The sequence below is a fragment of the Agromyces mariniharenae genome, from assembly GCF_008122505.1.
Taxonomy (GTDB): Bacteria; Actinomycetota; Actinomycetes; order Actinomycetales; family Microbacteriaceae; genus Agromyces; species Agromyces mariniharenae.
Map to the genome: position 1 here is coordinate 2,023,017 of NZ_VSSB01000001.1, position 20,761 is coordinate 2,043,777.

Here is a 20,761-nt window from a genome sequence, read left to right on the forward strand (position 1 = left end):
AGGGGCCGGACCGCACGGTCCGGCCCCTCGTCGCGTGTGTCGGGGCGCGTCCGCGCGTCCACGGGCCCCGAAATGGCCCCGCGATACACTCGAGTGTGACCCCAGACGATTCAGCACCCGAGGGCGAGGCGTCGCTCGCCGACGAGCCCGAGGTGCGGCAGGCGCTCGCCGAGGCCGATCGGGCATCCGTCGCGTCGGTCGTGTCGGGGCATCCGTCGTCACCGCTCGCGTGGGCCGAACTGGCCGACCTCGCCGACTCCGAGGGCCACTCCATCGAGGCGTTCGCCTACGCGGCCGTCGCCGTCGACCTCGCTCGCGAGCAGCTCGCGGCATCCGGATGGCAGCAGGGACAGCCCGTCCCCTGGCGGGACGAGCCCAACCGCGCCTACCTGCGCGCGCTCGACGCCCAGCGCCGGGCCGCCCTCGCGCTCGGCCTCGACGACCGCGCCGCACGGCTCGCCGACGAGCTGGCCTCCGCCGATGCCGAGGCGCCGGGCCGCATCGCGTCGGAGTTCACGCCCACCCAGCTCATGCCGATCGTGGCATCCGCCGCCGTCATCACGCCCGCGACCGAGTTCGAAGCACGCACCGGCGAGCCGCTCGCCGAACCCATCGCCGCCGTCGACGCGGCAGGAGAGGACTGACATGCCCGCAGCCGTACTCATCGGAGCGCAATGGGGCGACGAGGGCAAGGGCAAGGCGACCGACCTACTGGGTTCCCGACTCGACTACGTCGTGAAGTTCAACGGCGGCAACAACGCCGGGCACACCGTGGTCGTGGGCGAGGAGAAGTACGCCCTGCACCTGCTGCCGTCGGGCATCCTCACGCCGGGCGTCACGCCGGTCATCGCCAACGGCGTGGTCGTCGACATCGAGGTGCTCTTCGAGGAGCTCGAGGGGCTCGCGAGCCGGGGCGTGGATGTCTCGAAGCTGCGCATCTCGGCGAACGCGCACCTCATCACGCAGTACCACCGCACGCTCGACAAGGTCACCGAGCGCTTCCTCGGCAAGCGCCAGATCGGCACCACCGGGCGCGGCATCGGCCCCGCCTACGCCGACAAGATCAACCGCGTCGGCCTGCGCATGCAGGACCTGTTCGACGAGAACATCCTGCGGCAGAAGGTCGAGGGCGCGCTCGACCAGAAGAACCACCTGCTCGTGAAGGTCTACAACCGCCGCGCGATCGGCGTCGACGAGATCGTCGAGGAGCTGCTCGGCTACGTCGACCGCCTGCGGCCGATGGTCACCGACACGTCGCTGCTGCTGCACCAGGCGCTCGAGCGCGGCGAGACCGTCCTCTTCGAGGGCGGCCAGGCCACGATGCTCGACGTCGACCACGGCACCTACCCCTTCGTCACGTCGTCGAACGCGACGAGCGGCGGCGCCGTCACCGGCTCGGGCATCGCGCCGAATCGCATCGACCGGGTCATCGCCGTGGTGAAGGCGTACACGACGCGCGTCGGCGCGGGTCCGTTCCCCACCGAGCTCTTCGACGAGTGGGGCGAGTTCCTCAGCGAGCGCGGCTTCGAGTTCGGCACGACCACCGGCCGCCGTCGCCGCACCGGCTGGTACGACGCGCCCATCGCCCGCTACGCGTCGCGCGTCAACGGCGTCACCGACTTCGTGCTCACGAAGCTCGACGTGCTCACGGGCCTCGAGAGGATCCCGGTCGCGGTCGCGTATGAGGTCGACGGGCAGCGCGTCGAGGAGGTGCCAGTGTCGCAGTCGGACTTCCACCACGCCGTGCCGATCTACGAGGAGTTCCCCGGCTGGCAGGAGGACATCTCGGGTGCCCGCGAGTTCTCGGAGCTCCCCGCGAACGCGCAGGCCTACGTGCGCGAGCTCGAGGCGATGAGCGGCTCGCGCATCTCCGCCATCGGCGTCGGCCCCGGTCGCGACGAGATCGTCGAGCTCCACGACCTCCTGGATTAGCCCTCCACCCACTGCTTGAGCCGGGTGAGCTGGATGCCGTCCTCGCGCGCGATCGCGCCCCGGATCATCGGGGCGAACAGCGACACGAGACCGCGGGTGGCCACGGCGGCGTCGAGGCGCACGCGGCTGCCCGCGGCATCCGCGGCGGGCTCGATCGCGTACGCGTAGTCGGCGGTCACGCCGCCCACGGCGCTGCGCATCGTGAGGCCGCGGCCGGGCTCGATCGCCGTGATCGTCGACGTGCGCTCCTTGCCGCGCGCGACGAAGCGCAGCACGGTGCCGACCGCGAGCGGTCCGTCGGCGCGCATCGATTCGACGCCGGGCATCCAGTTCGGCGCGCCCGACCAGTCGGTGAGCCGGGTCCACACGGCGTCGGCCGGGGCCGCGATCGACTGCTCGTCGGTGAATGCGGTCTTCATGGGATCCTCCTCGTGCCGCCCTCAGGCGCAGGCTAGACCGGCCGGCGCGGCATCCGATTGGATGGATTTCACGGAGGTGGCGCGTGGAGGTCGCTGGTCGCCCGGCGCAGGGGCCGCTCGCCGAGGCGGTGCGCGAGCTCTGGTTCCTGCGCGGCCCCGCGCCGACCCGGTACGAGCGCATCTTCCCGATGACCGACGTCCACCTCATCGTGAACCTCTCGCCCCGCCCCTACCGGGTGCTCGAGTCGGCGGATGCCCCGTGGCGCACGCTCGGGTCCGCGTTCTGCTCGGGCATGCGATCGCGGTTCGTCGTGAGCGAGGCGCCCGACGTGATCGTGAACGCCGGGGGGGTGGTGCGCGCCGACGGACTCCGCGTGCTCGGACTCGACCCCGAGCGGCTCGCCGGCGCGGTGACGTCGCAGCCGTGGCTCGACGGGCCGGCGGCGCTCGGGCCGGATGCCGCGGCCGACGCCGTGCTCGACGCGATCGAGGCGCTCCTGACCGAGCGCCTCGCCGTGGGAGGCGCCCCCGACCCCGTCGTGCGCGACGCGATCGAGCGGCTCGAGGCGGATCCCGCGCACCCGATCGGACCGCTCGCCGCGGCGCACGGACTGCGGCATCCGGCGTTCGTCGCACGGTTCCGCCGGGCGACCGGCTCGACGCCCAAGCGCTACGCCGAACTCGTGCGGTTCCACCGGCTCATCGACGCGACGCCCGTGCCCGGCGCGGCGCCGTGGAGCGAGCTCGCCGCCGACGGCGGCTACTACGACCAGTCGCACGTCATCCGCGACTTCAAGCGGTTCACGGGCTACACGCCGGCCGACTACCACCGGCGGGTCAGCGCCGCCGGTCCCGACGCCGTGCGGTTCGTGCCCGACCCCGAAGCCGCGTTCCGGTAGCCCCACATGCCGAGGGCGGATGCCGCGACCACGCGGCATCCGCCCTCGAAGACCTGGAGGTCGGCTCGGCTCAGGGCTCGGTGCCGATGGCCTTGTCGATGTTCTCGCGGACGGCGTCGACCTTCTCGTCGTGCTCGTCGGGCGTGACCTTCTTCGCGGCATCGGAGACCGCATCGAGGACCTTGTCGCTGATGTCCTCGGCCTGCTGGCTGTTCAGCGCCTCGTTGATCGTGTCCTTGTTCTCCTCGACGAAGTCCTGTGCCTTCTTCGTCAGGTCGTCCAGCGCTCCCATGTCCCCCACCTTTCATCGTCGGACGGTGCTCTCGCCATCGTAGGGTCCGGGCCGGTGAACCGGAACCCTCGGCCCTCGCGGGCGTGACAGACTCGACGGGTGACCGCCACCCGCCCCGCCGATCGGCCGCTCGTCGGCCGGTTCGTCAGCCTCACGCCCTATTCCGACGCTGACATTCCCGAGCTCGAGCGTGCGCTGCGACGCCCCGAGGTGTTCGCTGGCGGCTACGGCGGCGGCCCCGCCGGGCTGCCGGCCGATGCCGACGCCTTCACGGCCTTCGCGAGCGACTACTACGACGGCGGCCCGGCGGCGATGCCGTTCACCGTGCGCCTCGAGGGCGGACCCGATCACGGCACGGTCGTCGGCGCCACAAAGCTCGGCGATCTCGACCTCGGCAGCGAGTCGGCGCACATCGGCTGGACCGCGTACGACCCGCGCGTCTGGGGCACGGCCGTGAACCCCGAGGCGAAGCTGCTGCTCCTCGGGCTCGCCTTCGACCACGGGTTCGGCCGCGTGAAGCTGCAGGCCGATGCGCGCAACGACCGCTCGCGGGCGGCGATCCTGAAGCTCGGCGCGCAGTTCGAGGGCATCGCGCGTCGGCACAAGCCGCGTGCCGACGGGTCATGGCGCGATTCCGCGGTCTACGCCGTGATCGTCGACGACTGGCCCTCGGTGCGGGCTGGGCTCGAGGCACGCCTCGCGGCGTGGGGCGAGGAGCCCGTGCGGCTCGGCGCCTGAGCGGCCCTGCGCTCAGCCGTCGCGGCCGTGATGCCGTGCGGGCTCGGGAACGTGCAGCCGGGTGAGGAAGCGGTCGGTGCCGCGAGGGATGCCGCGGCGATCACCACGTGAGACGAGCACGGTCACGAGGACCGCGATCGGCACGGTCCAGGCCGCCGGCTGCTCGAGGAACGGGCGCAGTGCGGGCAGCCACGACGAGACGAGCGCGCCGCCCAGGATCGCGACCCCCGAGAGCACGGCGCCGGTGAGCATCCCGGCGATCGCGCCGCGGGCCGTGAGCCCGCGCCACCAGATGCCGAGCAGGAGCACGGGGCACAGCGTCGAGGCCGTGAACGCGAAGACGAGGCCCACGCTGCCGGCGAGCCCCGTCGACTCGGTCGCGAGCGCGACGACGAGCGGCACGAACGACGAGAGCACCGCCGCGATGCGGAAGCCGCGCACGCTGCCGCCGAGCAGGTCCTGGCTGATCACGCCGGCGAGCGACACCACGAGGCCCGACGACGTGGAGAGGAACGCCGCGAACGCGCCCGCGATGACGAGCGCCGTGAGCACGTCGCCGAGCGGCCCGGCGATGAGCCGGTCGGGCAGCAGCAGGATGAGCGCGTCGGCGTCGCCCGAGGCGGCGAGGTCGGGCGCGAACGCGCGGCCGAGCAGCCCGAACGCGGTGGGGAACAGGTAGAACACCGAGAGCAGCACGAGCACGATGACCGTCGTGCGCCGGGCCGCGACGCCGTCGGGGTTCGTGTAGAACCGCACGAGCACGTGGGGGAGTCCGAGCGTGCCGAGCAGCAGCGCCACCATGAGCGACACCGTTCGGTACACGTCGAGGTCGCCCGGGCCCGCGCTCGCAGGGAAGGCCTCGACCGGGGGCAGGACGGGCTGCACGTCGCCGACGAGGAGGAGCAGCGCGACGACCGGGATCGCGAGCGCCGTCAGCTTCAACCAGAACTGGAACGCCTGCACGAACGTGATCGAGCGCATGCCGCCCGCCGCCACGACGACGGCGACGATCACGGCGACAGCCAGCGAGCCGGCCCAGGCGGGCAGGCCCGTCGTGATCCGCACCGTGAGGGCCGCGCCCTGCAGCTGCGGCACGATGTAGAACCAGCCGATGACGATGACGAGCGTGCTCGTGACGCGTCGCGCCCACACCGACTCGAGACGCGCCTCGGTGAAGTCGGGGATCGTGTACGCGCCCGAGCGTCGCAGCGGCGCGGCCACGAACAGCAGCAGCATCAGGTACCCCGCCGTGTAGCCGATCGGGAACCAGAGCGCCGACGACCCCGTGAGCAGGATGAGTCCGGCGATGCCGAGGAACGACGCCGCCGAGAGGTACTCGCCGCCGATCGCCGAGGCGTTCCACCACGGGCGCACCGTGCGGCTCGCCACGTAGAAGTCGCTCGTCGTGCGCGAGACCCGCAGGCCGTAGAACCCGATGAGCGCCGACGCGACCGCCACGGCCGCGATCGAGATGTAGCCGATCGCGGCGTTCACTCGTCCTCCGTGAGCGACCGGTAGCGCGCCTCGTTGCGCGACGCCGCGCGCACGTAGAGCCCGCCGACCGTGATGGCGAGCGGGTAGACGCCCGCGCCGAGCAGCAGCCACGACAGCGGCACGCCGAACACGAACGTCTCGTCGAACTGCGGCACGAACGCGATGCCGAGCACGAAGAGGGCGGTGGCGACGACGAAGCCCACGGCGAACACGATCCCGAGGCGCAGCTGCGACCGGATCAGCGAGCGCGCGTAGACCCCCGCGATGTCGCTCGTCGGCGCCTCCGCGCCGTGGTGCGGCATGGGCCGGGCGGATGCCGCGGCCGACCCGGCGTGCGGCGCGGTCACGCGGACCCGGGGTGGCGGCTCCTCGTCGCTCATGGCCGCGGCCGGATCGTCGCCGACTCGAGCCGCTCCCGCAGGGCGGGCAGCAGGCGCCGGCTCACGGGCAGCTCGGCCGCGCCGACGGTCACGCTCGGATGGTCGCCGCCGAGCCGGATGCGCGCGAGGTGCGGGATCGCCACGAGGTACGACCGGTGGATCCGCACGAACGTGTCGGACCACTGCCGCTCGAGGTCCGACATCGGCACGCGCACGAGGTAGCTCGCCTCCTCGGTGTGCAGGCGGGCGTAGTCGCCCTGGGCCTGCACGTACCGCACCTCGTCGCGGCGGATCATGCGGGTCGTGCCGCCGAGCGTGACGGCGATCATCTCGGGCTGGGCGGATGCCGCGGCATCCGTCGCCGGCGTCGCCTGCGCCTTCAGCGCCTCGACGATGCGGGTGATCGAGCGCTGCAGTCGCTCGGTGCGCACGGGCTTCAGCAGGTAGTCGACGGCCGCGAGGTCGAAGGCCTCGAGCGCGCCCTCCTCGTCCGCGGTCACGAACACCAGCGCCGGCCGGCGCTCGAACCGCTGCATGGCCCGGGCGAGGTCGAAGCCGTTGAGTCCCGGCATGTGGATGTCGAGGAAGGCAGCGTCGACGGGCTCGCGCGTGAGCAGCCGGATCGCCTCGGCGCCCGACGCGGCCTGGTGGATGACCCCGATGCGCGGGTCCTGCCCGAGCAGGAACGCCAGCTCGTCGATCGCGGGCTGCTCGTCGTCGGCGATGAGCACGGAGATCACGGTTCCAGTCTCCCATCGGCGTCGCGGGGGCGATCGGGGGTTGCTGCGAGCCGGTCGGGGCCGGCGGATGCCGCGACGCGACCGGGCTGGGACTTCGGCACGCGCATCCGCACGAGCGTGCCCGCGCCCACGTTGGTCTCGACGACGAGCCCGTGCTCGTCGCCGTACACCTGCCGGAGGCGGGCGTCGACGTTGCGCAGGCCCACGTGCTCGCCCGGAGCGCCGCCCGCGAGCGCGCGTTCGAGCACCGCGGGGTCGATGCCGACGCCGTCGTCCTCGACGCTGATCTCGGCGAAGGCGCCCTGGTCGGACGCCTCGATCGTGATGCGGCCACCGCCCTCCTTGCCCTCGAGCCCGTGCCGCACGGCGTTCTCGACGAGCGGCTGGATCGACAGGAACGGCACGACCGTCGAGAGCACCTCGGGCGCGATCTGCAGCGTGACCGTGAGGCGGTCGCCGAATCGCGCCCGTTCGAGCTTCAGGTAGCTGTCGATCGAGCGCAGCTCCTCGGCGACCGTGGTGAAGTCGCCGTGCCGGCGGAACGAGTACCGGGTGAAGTCCGCGAACTCGAGCACGAGCTCGCGCGCCTTCGCGGGGTCGGTGTTGATGAACGACGCGATCGCGTTGAGCGAGTTGTAGATGAAGTGCGGGCTGATCTGCGCCCGGAGTGCACGCACCTCGGCCTCGGCCAGGGCGGCGCGCGAGGCGTCGAGCTCGCCGAGCTCGACCTGCGCCGCGACCCAGTCCGCCACCTCGCCCGTCGCGCGCACGAGCCCGGCCCGGACGCGGGGCGCGAAGGCGACGATCGCCCCGGCCGGCACGCCGCTCGCGAGGATCGGGGCGGCGACGGCATCCGTCTCGCGCTCGCCGAGCCCGATGCGTCGTTGCACCTGCGGACGCCCCGACGCGCGCGCCTCGGCGGCGAGCCGGCCCGCGACGGCGCGCACGGCGTCGTCGCCCTCGACCGTCACGTCGCCCGCCGGACCGACGAGCGCGAGCGTCTCGCAGCCGAGCAGGGCGCGCAGGTGCCGCCCGGCCTTGACCGCGTCGCCCTCGGCGATGCCCCCGCGGAGGTGCTTCGCCGCCCGGCTCGCGAGGTGCAGCGTCTGGTAGGTCGCCTGCTCGACGTCGGTGCCGAGGTCCTTCGACGCGACCACGATGCGCCGGAGGAGGATGACCACGCCGACCGCGAGTGCCCCGGCGACGACGCCGGCGGCAGCGGCGAGCAGCATCGACTCGGGCATGCACGCCAGCGTAGCCGTCGTTCGTCGTCGCCGATCCGCCGTTCGTCGCACCGTGGACGCCGCTCAGCGACGACGAGCGGCGACCGCCCCAAGCGCTCCGAGCCGAGGGGAAGCATGGTCGCACTGCCGAGTCCTCAGGGACGAACTCGACGCAGCGGCGCGGCCGTCGGCCTCGCCGATCCCCCCTCGAAGGAGAGACGCCATGGGCAACGAGGCCCCGAGCGCCACCAGCACGACCCTCGCAGAGGTCGACTACGGCGCGGTCCAAGCATCACCCGAGTTCCAACGGCTCCGGCGCACGCATCGGAGCTTCGTCTTCCCGGTCCTGGGCGCCTGCCTCGCCTGGTACTTCGCCTACGTGCTGCTCGCGAGCTACGCCCACGACTTCATGTCGACCCGCGTGTTCGGCAGCGTGAACGTCGCGATGATCCTCGGCCTCGCCCAGGTCGTCACGACGTTCGCCGTGACCATGTGGTACGTCCACTACGCGAACAAGCGGCTCGACCCGCTCGCGGAGGAGATCCGCGACGAGATCGAGACCGGCGCGTTCGAGAACGAGGAGGCGCGCTGATGCTGCACTTCGAAGCGGCGAGCACCTCGCCCGGCGAGCCCTGGCTCAACATCGCCATCTTCGGCGCGTTCGTCGCCGTCACGATGGTCATCGTGTTCCGCGCCAGCCGGAACAACAAGACCGCGGCCGACTACTACGCCGCTGGACGCTCGTTCACCGGCGGCCAGAACGGCTCGGCGATCGCGGGCGACTACCTGTCGGCGGCCTCGTTCCTCGGCATCGTCGGCGCCATCGCCATGACGGGCTACGACGGGTTCCTCTACTCGATCGGCTTCCTCGTCGCGTGGCTCGTCGCGCTCCTGCTCGTCGCGGAGCTCCTGCGCAACACCGGCAAGTTCACGATGGCCGACGTGCTGTCGTTCCGCCTCAAGCAGCGACCGGTGCGCATCGCGGCGGCCACCACGACGCTCGTCGTCTGCTTCTTCTACCTCCTCGCCCAGATGGCGGGCGCCGGCGGCCTCGTGTCGCTGCTGCTCGGCGTGGGCGACCAAGTGGGACAGGCTCTCGTCATCACCGTGGTCGGCGCGCTCATGATCCTCTACGTGCTGATCGGCGGCATGAAGGGCACCACGTGGGTGCAGATCATCAAGGCGGTGCTGCTCATCGCGGGCGCCGGGGTGATGACCGTTTGGGTGCTCGCGCTCAACGGGTTCGACTTCTCGGCGCTGCTCGACAAGGCCGTCGCCGTGGCCGAGAACCCCGCGATCCTCGACCCGGGCCTGAAGTACGGCGTGTCGGATGTCTCGAAGGTCGACTTCCTCTCGCTGGGCCTCGCCCTCGTGCTCGGCACCGCGGCCCTGCCGCACGTGCTCATGCGGTTCTACACCGTTCCCACGGCCAAGGAGGCGCGCAAGTCGGTCGTCTGGGCGATCTGGCTCATCGGCATCTTCTACGTGTTCACGCTCGTGCTCGGCTACGGCGCGGCGGCCCTCGTCGGCCCGGCGGTCATCGCCGCGGCGCCCGGCGGCCCGAACTCGGCCGCTCCGCTGCTCGCGTTCTCGCTCGGCGGACCGCTGCTGCTCGGCCTGATCTCGGCGATCGCGTTCGCGACGATCCTCGCGGTCGTGGCCGGCCTCACGATCACCGCGGCCGCCTCGTTCGCGCACGACATCTACGCGTCGGTCGTGAAGAAGGGCAAGCCCGAGCCGGGCGCCGAGGTCAAGGTGGCCCGCCGCACGGTGGTCATCATCGGCATCGTCGCGATCATCGGCGGCATCGGCGCCAACGGCCAGAACGTCGCGTTCCTCGTGGCCCTCGCGTTCGCCGTCGCGGCATCCGCCAACCTGCCGACCATCGTGTACTCGCTCTTCTGGAAGCGCTTCACCACGAAGGGCGCCCTCTGGAGCATGTACGGCGGCCTCATCTCGGCGATCGTGCTGATCGTCTTCTCGCCGGTGGTCTCGGGCTCCGAGACGTCGATGCTGAAGACCGAGGCCATCGACTTCGCCTGGTTCCCGCTGTCGAACCCGGGCATCGTCTCGATCCCGCTGGCCTTCCTCCTCGGCTGGATCGTGAGCGTGCTCGACAAGACGACCGAGGATCCGAAGAAGCAGTCCGAGATGGAGGTGCGCTCGCTCACCGGCATCGGCGCCGAGAAGGCGGTGAGCCACTAGGGGTTCCGGCGGTGGTCGGGGGACCGGCCGCCGGGCAGCCATCGACGCGGCGGGAACGCCTGCCCGTGCCGCGTGGATAGCAGTGAAGGGGGCGGATGCCGCGAGCATCCGCCCCCTTCACCCTGTGCGTCGGCGTGGGTAGGTTGAGCCCATGAGTGGAACGACCTCGCCGCAGCTCGACCTCGTCCAGCGGTTCATCCGGTCCATCGAGTCCGGAACGCACGGCGATGCGCTCCTCGAGTTCCTCCATCCCGACGTCGAGCAGGTCGACCACCCCAGCCTCATGAACCCGCAGGGCGGTCGCCGCGGACTGGCGGAGATCCTCGCGGCGAGCGCGGCCGGCGCGGGCATCATCGACGAGCAGCGCTACGACGTGCGACGGGTCGTCGCGTCGGGGGACGACGTCGTCGTGCAGGTCGACTGGCACGGCCGGGTGGCGCAGTCGCTCGGCTCGGTGCCCGTCGGCACCCGGTTGCACTCGAACAGCGTGATCAGCTTCGGTATCGAAGGCGACCGGATCCGGCGGGTGGAGGCGTACGACTGCTACGACCCGTTCCCGACGACCGGCTGAGCGGGCCGCGAATCCGCCGGAGGGCCGCTAGCCGCCAGCTCGGCGTCGCCCACGCGCGATCCCCCAGACGAGCAGTGCGACGCCGACGAGCGCGACGATCGGCCCGAGGATCGCCCACAGGGCCACGCCGCTCATCACCGAGTCGGAGAGCACGCCGACGCCCTGCAGCGTCCAGACCCCGCCGACCACGATTATCAGGGCGCCGAGGCCGATCAGGAACCCGTTCATCTCGTGCTCGCCCTCCTACATGTTGATCATGTGGCCGGTGAGGCCGTGGAACGCCTCCTGCAGCGCCTCCGACAGCGTCGGGTGGGTGTGCACGTTGCGCGCGAGCTCGAGCGCCCCGAGGTCCCACTTCTGGGCCAGCGTGAGCTCGGGCAGCAGCTCCGAGACGTCGGGGCCGATGAGGTGGCCCCCGACGAGCTCGAGGTGCTGCTTGTCGGCGACGAGCTTCACGAAGCCCACCGGGTCGCCGAGGCCGTTCGCCTTGCCGTTCGCGGTGAACGGGAACTTCGCGACGACCACGTCGTAGCCCTCGTCGCGGGCCTGCTGCTCGGTGAGGCCGAAGCTGGCGACCTGCGGCGAGCAGAAGGTCGCGCGCGGCATCATCCGGTAGTCGCCGAGTTCCATGGTCTCGGCGTCGCCGATGGTCTCGGCCGCGACCACGCCCTGCGCCTCGGCGACGTGGGCGAGCATGAGCTTGGCGGTGACGTCGCCGATCGCGTAGATGTGCGGCACGTTGGTGCGCATCCGCTCGTCGATGGCGATCGCGCCGCGATCGGTGAGCTGCACGCCCGCGTTCTCGAGCCCGAAGCCCTCGACGTTCGGGGCGAAGCCGACCGAGATGAGCGCCTTGTCGACCTCGAGCGAGCCGGGCTGCCCGTCGGCGCCGGTGTACGAGACGGTGACGGATGCCCCGTTGTCGACGACCGTCTCCACCTTCGTCGAGGCGAGGATCGGGATGCCGAGGTTGCGGTACTGCCGGGTGATCTCCTTCGAGACCTCGACGTCCTCGTTGGGCAGGGCGCGGTCGAGGAACTCGATGACCGTGACCTCGACGCCGTAGTTGCGCAGCACGTACGCGAACTCCATGCCGATCGCGCCGGCGCCGACGATCGCGATCGAGCGCGGCAGGTCGCGCGTCAGGATCTGCGTCTCGTAGGTGACGACGTTCTGCGAGAGCTGCACGCCGGGCAGGAGCCGCACCTGCGAGCCGGTCGCGATGATCGCGTTCCGGAAGGAGATCGACTCGACCGTGCCGTCGGCCCTGGTCACGTCGAGCGTGTTCGCGTCGCGGAAGGAGCCCCGGCCGTCGAACTCGGTGATCCCGTTCTTCTTCATCAGGAAGTGCACGCCCTTGACGTGCTTCTCCGAGACCTGGCGGCTGCGGTCGAACGCGACGCCGAAGTCGAAGTGCACGTCGCCCGAGATGCCGAACGTCGCGGCCTGGGCGTGGAAGATGTGGGCGAGCTCGGCGTTGCGCAGGAGGGCCTTCGAGGGGATGCAGCCCACGTTGAGGCAGACCCCGCCCCAGTACCGCTCCTCGACGACGGCCACCTTCAGGCCGAGTTGGGCGGCGCGGATCGCGGCCACGTAGCCGCCAGGACCCGCGCCGAGGACGACGACATCGAACTGTTCGGTCATGCGCAAGAGCCTAGGACCGTCGGTGCCGTCGCGTCATGTGCGCCTCAGGAGGTCCTCAGGTGCTCGTCAGGACGACGAGCCGCTGAGTCGCCCGGGTCATCGCGACGTAGCGGTCGACCGCGCCCTCGATGCCCGTTCCGAATCGCTTGGGGTCGATGAGCACGACCAGGTCGAACTCGAGCCCCTTCGCGAGCTCGGGCGTCAGCGATCGCACACGCGTCGTCGCGGGGAGCCGGTCGGCCTCGATCGCGGGCGAGGCGATGACGCAGGCGATGCCCTCGGCGTGCTCGGCGAGCCACGTGTCGAGCGTCGCGCCGAGCTCCGAGACGGCGCCGTGGGTCACGGGCACGCCGGTGCTGCGGATCGACGTGGGCACGTTGGCGTCGGGGAGCACCGCCCGGATGACGGGTTCGGCCTCTTCCATGACCTCGGTCGGCGTGCGGTAGTTGATGTTCAGCGTCGCGACGTCGATGCGGTCGAGGCCGATCCGCTCGAGCCGCTCCCGCCACGACGCCGTGAACCCGTGCCGGGCCTGGGCGCGGTCCCCGACGATCGTGAAGCTGCGCGACGGCGACCGCGCGAGGAGCATCGACCACTCCGCATCCGTCAGCTCCTGGGCCTCGTCGACGATGACGTGCGCGAACGGGCCGGCGAGCAGGTCGGGATCGACCGTCGGCAGGGCGGCCTCGTCGACGAGCGTGTTCCGCACGTCCTGGCCGCGCAGCATCGACATGACGGCCATCTCGGAGTCGTCGGCCGCGATGAGGTGCTCGAGCACCAGCTCGCGCTGCTCGCGCTCGTCGGCGAGGGCCGCTTCGCGCAGACGGCGGCGACGGGATGCCTCGGGGTCGCCGATCCGGCGCCGGGCGGCGTCGAGGTAGTGCAGGTCGGCGATCGTCCACGCCCGGGCGTTCGCACGCTGCAGTGCCGCGACATCGTCGGCGGCGAGCCATGGCGCGCATCGCCGCAGGTACGCCGGCACCGACCACAGGTCGGCGACGACGCCCGCCGGGTCGAGCACCGGCCAGGCCCGGCGGAACGTGCCGGTCAGTTCCTCGCTCTGCGCCAGGGCCCGGCGCAGGAGGTGCGGCGACACGTCGTCGTGCTTGTCGCACAGGATCCGCAGCAGGTCCTCCCAGACCTCGTCGCGCGCCTCGTTGTGCGGCGTGCCGGGCTCGGGGGCCTCGAACGCCTCCGCCCAGTCCTCGGGGTCCACGTCGACGTCGGCCCACGGCGTGTCGATGGTGAGGTCGCCGCTCGGCGGTCGTTCGTAGTACGTGACCGCCGCCTCGACGGCTTGCACGAGCCGGGCGGAGGCCTTGAGCGTGGCCGCGCGGGCGTCGGCCTCGGGCAGGGCCGCTGCCCCCTCGGGCACGAGGTCGTGCAGCGTGCACGTCTGCACGCCCTCCTCGCCGAGCCCCGGGAGCACGTCGGCCACGTAGTCGAGGTAGGGCTGGTGCGGGCCGACGACGAGCACGCCGCCGCGGCGGTGGCCGAGTCGGGGGTCGGCGTAGAGCAGGTAGGCGGCGCGGTGCAGGGCGACGACGGTCTTGCCCGTGCCGGGGCCGCCGTCGACGACGAGCGCGCCGCGGGACCCGGCGCGGATGATCGCGTCCTGGTCGGCCTGGATGGTGGCGAGCACGTCGCGCATCCGGTCCGACCGGCTGCTGCCGAGGCTCGCGATGAACGCGGACTGGTCGTCGAGCGCGGCGTGGTGCTCGAGCCCCTCGGCCGTGAACACCTCGTCCCAGTAGTCGCTGATCCGCCCGCGGGTCCAGCGGTACCTCCGACGGCTGGTGAGGCCCATCGGGTCGCCGTGCGTGGCCGCGAAGAACGGTTCGGCGGCGGGGGAGCGCCAGTCGACGAGCAGCCGACGGCCCGTCTCGTCGGCGAGGCCGTTGCGCCCGATGTAGACGGGCTCGGGATCGTCGGCGTGCACGACGCGCCCGAGGCACAGGTCGAGCCCGAAGCGACGGAGGACGCGCAACCGACCGGTGAGCCGGTGCACCTCGAGGTCGCGGTCGAGCGCTGCCTGTCCGTCGCCGTCGCCCCCGCCTTCGCGCCGCACGACGTCGAGGCGATCGGAGACGTCGGCGATCGATCGATCGAGGCACTCGGCGACGGCGTCGAAGTGCGCCTCGTCGGTGGCGATGAGCTCGGGGTCAGCCTTCTGCGCGAGGCGTTCGGGCAGGTCGAACACGCTGGTGGTCAGGGGATTCACGACGACGGCTCCGATCCGGGGGTTCGGCAGACCGACCATCATCCCCCACGACCCGGGCCTTGCGGCAAGGCCCCCTCCCTGCGGTAATCTGGAACTGGAGGGGCTGACCGGTCATCGGTCATGGTCCCGCCGCGACGCGAGTCAGGGTCACGACGAACCCTCCGTCGTTGTCGTCGAAATCGAGGTCGTTCGCGCCAAGGTGCAACTGCCCTGCCCGGTCGCAGGTGAACTGGGCGTCGACGCCGAGCGGCGTGTACGGCGGCTGCGCGTCGAGAGCACCCACGAGCATGCCCCGTTCCTCGTCCTCGAGACCCTCGAGGCTTCTCGAGGGATCCGATCCGGGGTCATCACTTCCCTGCTCGACCCCGTCCGCATCGACGGTCGTCTCCGCCGGATTCCCCCACGACATGGTGCCGGTCGCATGCACCCGATAGATCGCACCTGCCTCGCAGACGACCGGCGTGCTCGTCCACGGTGACTTCGGCTCCACCTTGACGGTCGTGGGCGTGAGTGCATCGGGTACGACCCCTGGGTCGCCGGTGACATCCTGAATCGACACCGTGAACTCGCCCGTGTTCCCGGCGGGCTCGCCGTCGTTGACGCCGAGTTCGAGGTCGCCCGCGGCCGGACACGCGAGCGAAAGCGCGGTCCCGACGACGAACGTCGTTCCACCCAACCTGCCGATGAGTGCCAAGTGGTTCGCGCTCGGGATTGGATCGTCAGCCATGAGCACCCCGCTCATGCCGTCGGGGGTCGCCGACGCTCCCGAAGAGCCGCCGTCCTGCACGTCGTCGGTCGCGGAGAGGTGGAGGTGCTGCCCGTCCTCGCAGCGGACGTGCACCGACGCCAGCCCGGAGTCCCCAGCCACCGAGAGGTCGGCCGGGAGGGAACGGCGCTCTCCGTTTCCGAGAGACAGGGCGATCAGGATGACAGCTGCAACGACGACCGCGACGAGGACGCCGATGAGCAGGATCGTGATGATCCTTCGACGACGAGCGTCCTCGGATTCGGTCGGTGGTCCACTCGGCTTCGGCTGGGGCGGGGGCGGGGGCGCATCTGCGGGCGGCGGCTTCCCCGAGGGGTACGCCGGGCTGACGACGGTGGGCGGCGGAGGCGGCGGCTCATGGACCCCTCGAGCATCGCGCAGCCTGATGAGGTCTTGATACCCCGCGGTCAACATCGCATTGAGCATTCTGTCAGCGCCGGGAACGTCGCTGGTCGCCGACCATGCTCGTTCTACGGCCGCCTGCGGCACGTCGCGTGGCTCAGTGTCCAGGCGTGTGCCGGGCTCCACGGGGGCCGGCGGCCCCGACACGTCGAACAGCCGTGTCTCGTCCCCACGGAGGCAGAGGACCGGCGTCACCCATTCGAGTGTGTCCTCGCCCAGGCCGAGGATCCCGATCCGGCCGCTCACGACGGCTTCGTCGATGCGGCGACCGTAGGCGAGCGCCGTATAGAACCCATGCGAGAAGGCCAGTGCGGCCGGGTCGCTGATGGCGAACTGCATGGCCGCGACGGCATTGATGCCGCTGTGCACGAGCGCTGCAGCCGTGCCGGAGAACAGATTGGTCCTGCCTCCCGCACCCGACATGCAGGAATTGATCACGACGAGCCGAGGTGTCGGTTCCGCTTGGTCGAGGAGGTCGGCCAAGCGCCGCGCGCTGATGTTGTGAGCGTCCCCGTCGTGGCCGACGAAGGCGAGCAGGCCCTCTTCGGTCGAGGGATCGTATGAACCGTGGCCGATGAAGTGCAGCACGTGCCATGGTGCCGAGAGCAGCTTGTCGTGCACGTTGGTCCACGTGACCTCGTTCAGCCATTCGAGCTGGATCCTGCCATCGGCGATATGAGAACCGAGTGAGGAGCGGAGAAGGAGCTGTTCCGACTTCACGTCGATCGGCTGGAGATTCCGCGGCGTGGCGACCATGGCGAGGACGCGCAACGGCGGGTCCACCTGCAGGACGTCGAGCGTGTCCGGCCTCGGGTACTGGCGGATGAACGGTTCCTTGCGACAGAGGTACGCATCTGCAGACGAGTCGTACAACGACTCCCAGGGGAGTGCAGCGAGTCGTGGGTCGGTGAGTCGCAGGCGGACCTGGAGGCTTTCGCTCTTCGCCTTCGCCACTGCGGCGCTCGCTCGATACGCGGTCAGTACGCTTCCGGTGAAGACCGTGTCGAAGAGTTGGCGCCCGATGTGGTGGATCTCGAAGTCTTCCGCGCCGAGCACGTGTTCCGGCAGAGCCGAGGCGATCACGGTTGCCTGGATGACCGGGAGGCCGGCGATCAGCCGCTCGACGTCGAGCCGGAACTCGGCGGACTCAGCGCCGACGCCGGCCGATCGGAGGACGCGTGCGGTATAGGTGCCCGGCTCATCGCCGGCGCCGATCTGCAACTCGATGATCGTGCTCATTGGGCGTCACCCCCGGCGCCCGGGCCAGGACGGCCCCGAAGGCTTCCACCAGCAGGCTACTCGGGCGTCCAGCCCGGGACATCAGGGAGCGCACCGAAGGCCGAGCACCACCGATCCCTGATCCGACGCGGCTCACGCCCTGCCGTTCTTCGGCGGATTCCGGACAAGCACCCCCGGAACGGTGACGGTGGCACCGGCGGGCGACGTAGCCTCGACCGGTGAGCGAACGCACGACTACCGTCGAAGCCCCGCCCGCGGCATCCGTCGGCCGACCGGGGGCGGTCTCGGCGTGGCTGCAGTTCCTCGCGATGGGCGTCATCTGGGGTGCGAGCTTCCTGTTCATGAAGGTCGCCCTCGAGGGCGTCTCGTTCGGCCAGGTGGCCTGGTCGCGCACCCTGCTGGGCGCGATCGCGCTCGGCCTCATCGTGCTCGTGACGCGGCCGCGGGTCACCGCCCCCGACGGCCGGCAGGGCCCCGTGCTGCCCAGGGAGCCCGTCGTGTGGGGGCACTTCCTCGTCGTGTCGGTGACGACCTGCGTCATCCCGTACCTGTGCTTCGCGTGGGCCGAGCAGTACGTGTCGTCGAGCCTCGCGTCGATCTACAACGCGACCACGCCGATCATGACGGCGCTGATGGCGACGCTCGTGTTCCGTGTCGAGCGACTCTCGGGCAGCCGCTGGTTCGGCGTCGGGCTCGGCATCATCGGCGTGCTCGTCGTGATCGGGCCGTGGCAGATCGCCGGCTTCACGGGCAGCCTCGCGGGGCAGCTCGCCTGCCTGGTCGCGACGCTCTGCTACGGGTTCACCTTCGGGTACCAGCGGAAGTTCCTCAGCCAGCGGCCGATCGCCCCGGCGACCTTCGCCTTCCTCTCGATCGGCGTCTCGGCGGTCGTCATGCTCGCGCTCACACCGTGGCTCGCGCTCGAGCCGGTGGAGCTCGACTGGGCGATCGTCTCGTCCCTCCTCGCCCTCGGCGTGCTCGGCACCGGTCTCGCCTACATCTGGAACATCAACGTGCTGCGCGCCTGGGGCCCGACGAACGTCTCGACGGTGACCTACGTCACGCCCGTCGTGGGCGTCGGCCTCGGCATCCTGCTGCTCGGCGAGCAGCTCTCCTGGCACGAGCCCGTCGGCGGCGCATTGGTGCTCGTGGGCATCCTGTTCGCGCAGGGGCGCCTGCGGCTCGGGCGGCGGCGCGCCGCGGCATCCGCTGCGCCTGCTGCCTAGATCGAGCGGATGCCGCGCCGCCTGACCCGGCGACCTGCTCACACGCCCGGCCCCCTGCGTTGCGCCACTTCGGCGCCTTCCGCACCCTCCAACTGGCGCAGAGCGCGGCACAGTGGCGCAATGCCGCTCAATGGTCGGGGGTCGTTCTTCGCGCGGCGCTACTCGATCACCGGCCGGGCCTTGACAACTCCGCGCTGGGATGGTTGGTTAGTTACACAAGTAATGAACCAACGAGGTTCAGCGCACCACGCACCACCCGCACCAGATGGGCCGGAATGGACGAATCGCGACCGATCTTCATCCAGATCGCCGAGCAGGTCGAGAACGACATCATCGCGGGGTCGCTGGCCGAGGGCAGCCAGATCCCGTCGACGAACGAGTTCGCCGCGTTCCTCCGGGTCAACCCGGCCACCGCACTGAAAGGGGTGAATCGCCTTGTCGACGACGGAATCGTGGAGAAGCGACGGGGGATCGGCATGTTCGTGACCGTCGGCGCCCGCGAACGGCTGATCGAACGTCGCCGGGCCGAATTCGCCGCCCAGTACATCCGACCCCTCATCGTCGAGGCCGAGAAGCTCGGCATCGACATCGACGAACTCGCGGGACTCCTCCGCGCCGAAAGGATCCAGTCATGACCCGCACCGTGGTCCGCGCCAGCGGACTCACCAAGCGCTACGGCACGTTCACGGCGCTCGACGCCGTCGACCTCGCGATCGAGGAGCACCGCATCTACGGCCTGCTCGGCCGCAACGGCGCGGGCAAGACCACGATCATGCAGCTGCTCACCGGGCAGATCTTCGCGAACGAGGGCGAGCTCGAGGTCTTCGGCCGCACCCCCGCCGAGCACTCCGACGTGCTGCGCCGGATGTGCTTCATCGCCGAGGCGCAGCGGTACCCCGAGGACTTCACCCCGGCGCACGTCTTCAAGGCGGCGCCCTGGTTCTTCGAGAACTGGGACCCGGAGTACGCCGAGCGGCTCGTGGCCGACTTCCGGCTCCCGGTGAAGCGTCGCGTGAAGAAGCTCTCGCGCGGCCAGCTCTCGGCGGTCGGCGTCATCGTCGGCCTCGCGTCGCGCGCGCCGCTCACGTTCTTCGACGAGCCGTACCTCGGCCTCGACGCGGTGGCCCGCCACATCTTCTACGACCGCCTCCTCGAGGACTACGCCGAGCACCCGCGCACGGTCGTGCTGTCGACGCACCTGATCGACGAGGTCGCGAACCTCCTCGAGCACGTGATCCTCATCGACCAGGGCCGGATCCTGCTCGACCGCGACGCCGACGAGGTGCGCGGCTCCGCCACCACGATCGCCGGTGCGCGGGGCGTCGTCGAGGGGTTCGTCGCCGACCGCCCGGTGATCGGCCGCGAGTCGCTCGGCGGCCTCGCGTCCGTCACGATCGACGGCCGACTCGACCAGGCCGAGCGCCTCCGCGCCGCCGAGCTCGGCCTCGAGCTCGCGCCCGTCTCGCTCCAGCAGCTCATCGTCCACCTCACCGGCGCCGACCTCGCCGGCTCGACCGAACAGGAGGCCGCAGCATGACCGCCGTCGTCATGGAACCCGTGACCGAGACCGCGTCGCGCTTCCGCCCGCACGAGATCTGGCGCATCGTGCGCCTGCACACGGTGAACCCGTCGATCTTCTTCGGCGTGCCGTGGATCATCCTCGGCGGTGCGTGGGCCGTGACCATGGTCATCGCGCTCATCCTCCGCGGCGCCGGCATCTCCGACGCCGAGGACGGCTTCCGCTACTCCTGGGCCGTGCTCTCGCCGCAGTGGTACCTGATCGTCGTCGGCGTGCAGGCCGTGGCGTACACGTTCCCCTTCGCCCTCGGCTTCGGCGCGACCCGCCGCGACTACTGGCTCGGCACCGCGGCGATGTTCCTCTTCGTCTCGATCGAGATGGCGGCGGCGATCGCGACGCTCGTGCAGCTCGAGATCCTGACCGGCGGCTGGTGGATCGGGGCGGGCATGTTCGACGCCCTCTGGTACGGGCAGAACGGCTGGCTCGTCGACTTCTACACGACCTTCTCGCTGCAGCTGCTCGTGCTGTTCATCGGTGCGAGCATCACCACGGTGTTCATGCGCTGGCGCATGAAGGGCATGATGATCCTGCTGTTCGGGGCCATCGCGGTCGTGCTCGCCCTGATCGCGGGCCTGACCTTCACCGAATCCTGGCCGGCCGTGTTCGACTGGTTCGGCAACATCGGCATCGTGGGCGTCTTCACGGTCCTGCTCAGCCTGGCGGCGGTCTGCGCCGTGGCGGGCTACCTGGTGATCCGGCGGGCCACGCCGCGCTGATCGAGGCGCGCACAGGCCGCGGCGCGGCATCCGGCGGGGGCTCGGATGCCGCGCCGCCACGTCATTCCCCAGGAT

The 20,761-nt window shown here is 71.0% G+C and carries 21 protein-coding genes; 11 read left to right on the forward strand and 10 right to left on the reverse strand.

The genetic code is table 11. The features are described 5' to 3' along the window. The first annotated feature begins 95 nt into the window (after nucleotides 1–95). Both FYC51_RS09320 and FYC51_RS09325 read left to right on the forward strand, forming a co-directional pair. Complete coding sequence (locus FYC51_RS09320) at nucleotides 96–644, forward strand: DUF3151 family protein (protein ID WP_148733286.1); 549 nt, start codon at nucleotides 96–98, stop codon at nucleotides 642–644. Nucleotide 645: 1 nt separating this feature from the next. Then, nucleotides 646–1,932 carry an adenylosuccinate synthase gene (locus FYC51_RS09325; protein ID WP_148733287.1) on the forward strand — a complete coding sequence of 429 codons (1,287 nt, stop codon included), beginning with the start codon at nucleotides 646–648 and terminating at the stop codon, nucleotides 1,930–1,932. On the opposite strand, the gene FYC51_RS09330 is transcribed toward FYC51_RS09325, so the two are convergent. After that, nucleotides 1,929–2,351, reverse strand: a complete 423-nt coding sequence (locus FYC51_RS09330; RefSeq protein ID WP_148733288.1) for an SRPBCC family protein — start codon at nucleotides 2,349–2,351, stop codon at nucleotides 1,929–1,931. The two genes, FYC51_RS09325 and FYC51_RS09330, sit on opposite strands and share 4 nt — an antisense overlap. Nucleotides 2,352–2,434: 83 nt before the next feature. Between FYC51_RS09330 and FYC51_RS09335 the strand changes: the two genes are divergently transcribed. Continuing rightward, nucleotides 2,435–3,250, forward strand: a complete 816-nt coding sequence (locus FYC51_RS09335) for a helix-turn-helix domain-containing protein (RefSeq protein WP_148733289.1) — start codon at nucleotides 2,435–2,437, stop codon at nucleotides 3,248–3,250. 70 nt (nucleotides 3,251–3,320) lie between these two features. Here the strand turns inward: FYC51_RS09335 and FYC51_RS09340 are convergent, their stop codons facing one another. Continuing rightward, entirely contained in the window at nucleotides 3,321–3,542 is a 222-nt protein-coding gene (locus FYC51_RS09340) for an Rv0909 family putative TA system antitoxin (RefSeq protein WP_148733290.1), read from the reverse strand. 99 nt (nucleotides 3,543–3,641) lie between these two features. Between FYC51_RS09340 and FYC51_RS09345 the strand changes: the two genes are divergently transcribed. Next, on the forward strand, nucleotides 3,642–4,280 hold the full coding sequence (locus FYC51_RS09345; protein ID WP_148733291.1) for a GNAT family N-acetyltransferase: 639 nt from the start codon (nucleotides 3,642–3,644) through the stop codon (nucleotides 4,278–4,280). Nucleotides 4,281–4,292: 12 nt separating this feature from the next. Here FYC51_RS09345 and FYC51_RS09350 read toward each other — a convergent pair whose 3' ends face one another. Genes FYC51_RS09350 through FYC51_RS09365 form a run of 4 tightly spaced genes read right to left on the reverse strand, consistent with a single transcriptional unit; the run spans nucleotide 4,293 to nucleotide 8,138 of the window. Next, nucleotides 4,293–5,774: a sodium/solute symporter gene (locus FYC51_RS09350; protein ID WP_148733292.1), complete on the reverse strand. Its 1,482-nt coding sequence runs from the start codon at nucleotides 5,772–5,774 to the stop codon at nucleotides 4,293–4,295. After that, the gene (locus FYC51_RS09355; RefSeq protein ID WP_148733293.1) at nucleotides 5,771–6,154 is read right to left on the reverse strand and encodes a DUF485 domain-containing protein; all 384 of its coding nucleotides are present in this window, start codon (nucleotides 6,152–6,154) and stop codon (nucleotides 5,771–5,773) included. The genes FYC51_RS09350 and FYC51_RS09355 overlap by 4 nt, the downstream gene beginning before the upstream one ends. Next, on the reverse strand, nucleotides 6,151–6,894 hold the full coding sequence (locus tag FYC51_RS09360) for a LytR/AlgR family response regulator transcription factor (RefSeq protein WP_148733294.1): 744 nt from the start codon (nucleotides 6,892–6,894) through the stop codon (nucleotides 6,151–6,153). Before FYC51_RS09360 ends, FYC51_RS09355 begins: the two co-directional genes overlap by 4 nt. Continuing rightward, the gene (locus tag FYC51_RS09365; RefSeq protein ID WP_148733295.1) at nucleotides 6,891–8,138 is read right to left on the reverse strand and encodes a sensor histidine kinase; all 1,248 of its coding nucleotides are present in this window, start codon (nucleotides 8,136–8,138) and stop codon (nucleotides 6,891–6,893) included. The genes FYC51_RS09360 and FYC51_RS09365 overlap by 4 nt, the downstream gene beginning before the upstream one ends. Nucleotides 8,139–8,340: 202 nt before the next feature. On the opposite strand from FYC51_RS09365, the gene FYC51_RS09370 reads away from it, so the two are divergent. From FYC51_RS09370 to FYC51_RS09380, 3 genes are all read left to right on the forward strand, one after another. Beyond that, nucleotides 8,341–8,709, forward strand: a complete 369-nt coding sequence (locus tag FYC51_RS09370) for a DUF485 domain-containing protein (protein ID WP_148733296.1) — start codon at nucleotides 8,341–8,343, stop codon at nucleotides 8,707–8,709. Beyond that, the gene (locus FYC51_RS09375) at nucleotides 8,709–10,322 is read left to right on the forward strand and encodes a solute symporter family protein (protein ID WP_148733297.1); all 1,614 of its coding nucleotides are present in this window, start codon (nucleotides 8,709–8,711) and stop codon (nucleotides 10,320–10,322) included. Before FYC51_RS09370 ends, FYC51_RS09375 begins: the two co-directional genes overlap by 1 nt. A gap of 151 nt (nucleotides 10,323–10,473) precedes the next feature. After that, complete coding sequence (locus FYC51_RS09380) at nucleotides 10,474–10,893, forward strand: nuclear transport factor 2 family protein (protein WP_148733298.1); 420 nt, start codon at nucleotides 10,474–10,476, stop codon at nucleotides 10,891–10,893. A gap of 27 nt (nucleotides 10,894–10,920) precedes the next feature. Here FYC51_RS09380 and FYC51_RS09385 read toward each other — a convergent pair whose 3' ends face one another. The 4 genes from FYC51_RS09385 to FYC51_RS09400 form a co-directional block, all read right to left on the reverse strand. Beyond that, complete coding sequence (locus FYC51_RS09385) at nucleotides 10,921–11,121, reverse strand: hypothetical protein (RefSeq protein ID WP_148733299.1); 201 nt, start codon at nucleotides 11,119–11,121, stop codon at nucleotides 10,921–10,923. A gap of 15 nt (nucleotides 11,122–11,136) precedes the next feature. Further along, entirely contained in the window at nucleotides 11,137–12,537 is a 1,401-nt protein-coding gene (lpdA, locus tag FYC51_RS09390; protein WP_148733300.1) for a dihydrolipoyl dehydrogenase, read from the reverse strand. A 55-nt stretch (nucleotides 12,538–12,592) separates the two neighbouring features. Further along, nucleotides 12,593–14,758, reverse strand: coding sequence for an RNA polymerase recycling motor ATPase HelR (helR, locus tag FYC51_RS09395; protein ID WP_148733301.1), 2,166 nt, complete (start codon nucleotides 14,756–14,758; stop codon nucleotides 12,593–12,595). 118 nt (nucleotides 14,759–14,876) lie between these two features. After that, entirely contained in the window at nucleotides 14,877–17,165 is a 2,289-nt protein-coding gene (locus tag FYC51_RS09400; RefSeq protein WP_148733302.1) for a CHAT domain-containing protein, read from the reverse strand. 218 nt (nucleotides 17,166–17,383) lie between these two features. Here FYC51_RS09400 and FYC51_RS09405 point away from each other — a divergent pair, with 218 nt between their 5' ends. From FYC51_RS09405 to FYC51_RS09420, 4 genes are all read left to right on the forward strand, one after another. Continuing rightward, nucleotides 17,384–18,391, forward strand: a complete 1,008-nt coding sequence (locus tag FYC51_RS09405) for a DMT family transporter (protein ID WP_238476283.1) — start codon at nucleotides 17,384–17,386, stop codon at nucleotides 18,389–18,391. Nucleotides 18,392–18,666: 275 nt separating this feature from the next. Further along, a complete protein-coding gene (locus FYC51_RS09410; RefSeq protein ID WP_148734222.1) occupies nucleotides 18,667–19,026 on the forward strand; it encodes a GntR family transcriptional regulator in 360 nt (119 codons plus the stop codon). Continuing rightward, nucleotides 19,023–19,928 carry an ABC transporter ATP-binding protein gene (locus FYC51_RS09415; protein ID WP_148733303.1) on the forward strand — a complete coding sequence of 302 codons (906 nt, stop codon included), beginning with the start codon at nucleotides 19,023–19,025 and terminating at the stop codon, nucleotides 19,926–19,928. Before FYC51_RS09410 ends, FYC51_RS09415 begins: the two co-directional genes overlap by 4 nt. Beyond that, nucleotides 19,925–20,686 (forward strand): hypothetical protein, encoded by a 762-nt coding sequence (locus tag FYC51_RS09420; RefSeq protein WP_148733304.1) that lies wholly within the window; start codon nucleotides 19,925–19,927, stop codon nucleotides 20,684–20,686. Before FYC51_RS09415 ends, FYC51_RS09420 begins: the two co-directional genes overlap by 4 nt. Nucleotides 20,687–20,761 lie beyond the last annotated feature (75 nt).

Bases quoted from the DNA above. Each gene is read 5' to 3' on its own strand.
- FYC51_RS09325 (WP_148733287.1), top strand. From the start codon at position 646: ATGCCCGCAGCCGTACTCATCGGAGCGCAATGGGGCGACGAGGGCAAG.
- FYC51_RS09330 (WP_148733288.1), bottom strand. From the start codon at position 2,351: ATGAAGACCGCATTCACCGACGAGCAGTCGATCGCGGCCCCGGCCGAC.
- FYC51_RS09340 (WP_148733290.1), bottom strand. From the start codon at position 3,542: ATGGGAGCGCTGGACGACCTGACGAAGAAGGCACAGGACTTCGTCGAG.
- FYC51_RS09355 (WP_148733293.1), bottom strand. From the start codon at position 6,154: ATGAGCGACGAGGAGCCGCCACCCCGGGTCCGCGTGACCGCGCCGCAC.
- FYC51_RS09365 (WP_148733295.1), bottom strand. From the start codon at position 8,138: ATGCCCGAGTCGATGCTGCTCGCCGCTGCCGCCGGCGTCGTCGCCGGG.
- FYC51_RS09370 (WP_148733296.1), top strand. From the start codon at position 8,341: ATGGGCAACGAGGCCCCGAGCGCCACCAGCACGACCCTCGCAGAGGTC.
- FYC51_RS09375 (WP_148733297.1), top strand. From the start codon at position 8,709: ATGCTGCACTTCGAAGCGGCGAGCACCTCGCCCGGCGAGCCCTGGCTC.
- FYC51_RS09380 (WP_148733298.1), top strand. From the start codon at position 10,474: ATGAGTGGAACGACCTCGCCGCAGCTCGACCTCGTCCAGCGGTTCATC.
- FYC51_RS09385 (WP_148733299.1), bottom strand. From the start codon at position 11,121: ATGAACGGGTTCCTGATCGGCCTCGGCGCCCTGATAATCGTGGTCGGC.
- lpdA (WP_148733300.1), bottom strand. From the start codon at position 12,537: ATGACCGAACAGTTCGATGTCGTCGTCCTCGGCGCGGGTCCTGGCGGC.
- FYC51_RS09400 (WP_148733302.1), bottom strand. From the start codon at position 17,165: ATGAGCACGATCATCGAGTTGCAGATCGGCGCCGGCGATGAGCCGGGC.
- FYC51_RS09410 (WP_148734222.1), top strand. From the start codon at position 18,667: ATGGACGAATCGCGACCGATCTTCATCCAGATCGCCGAGCAGGTCGAG.
- FYC51_RS09415 (WP_148733303.1), top strand. From the start codon at position 19,023: ATGACCCGCACCGTGGTCCGCGCCAGCGGACTCACCAAGCGCTACGGC.
- FYC51_RS09420 (WP_148733304.1), top strand. From the start codon at position 19,925: ATGACCGCCGTCGTCATGGAACCCGTGACCGAGACCGCGTCGCGCTTC.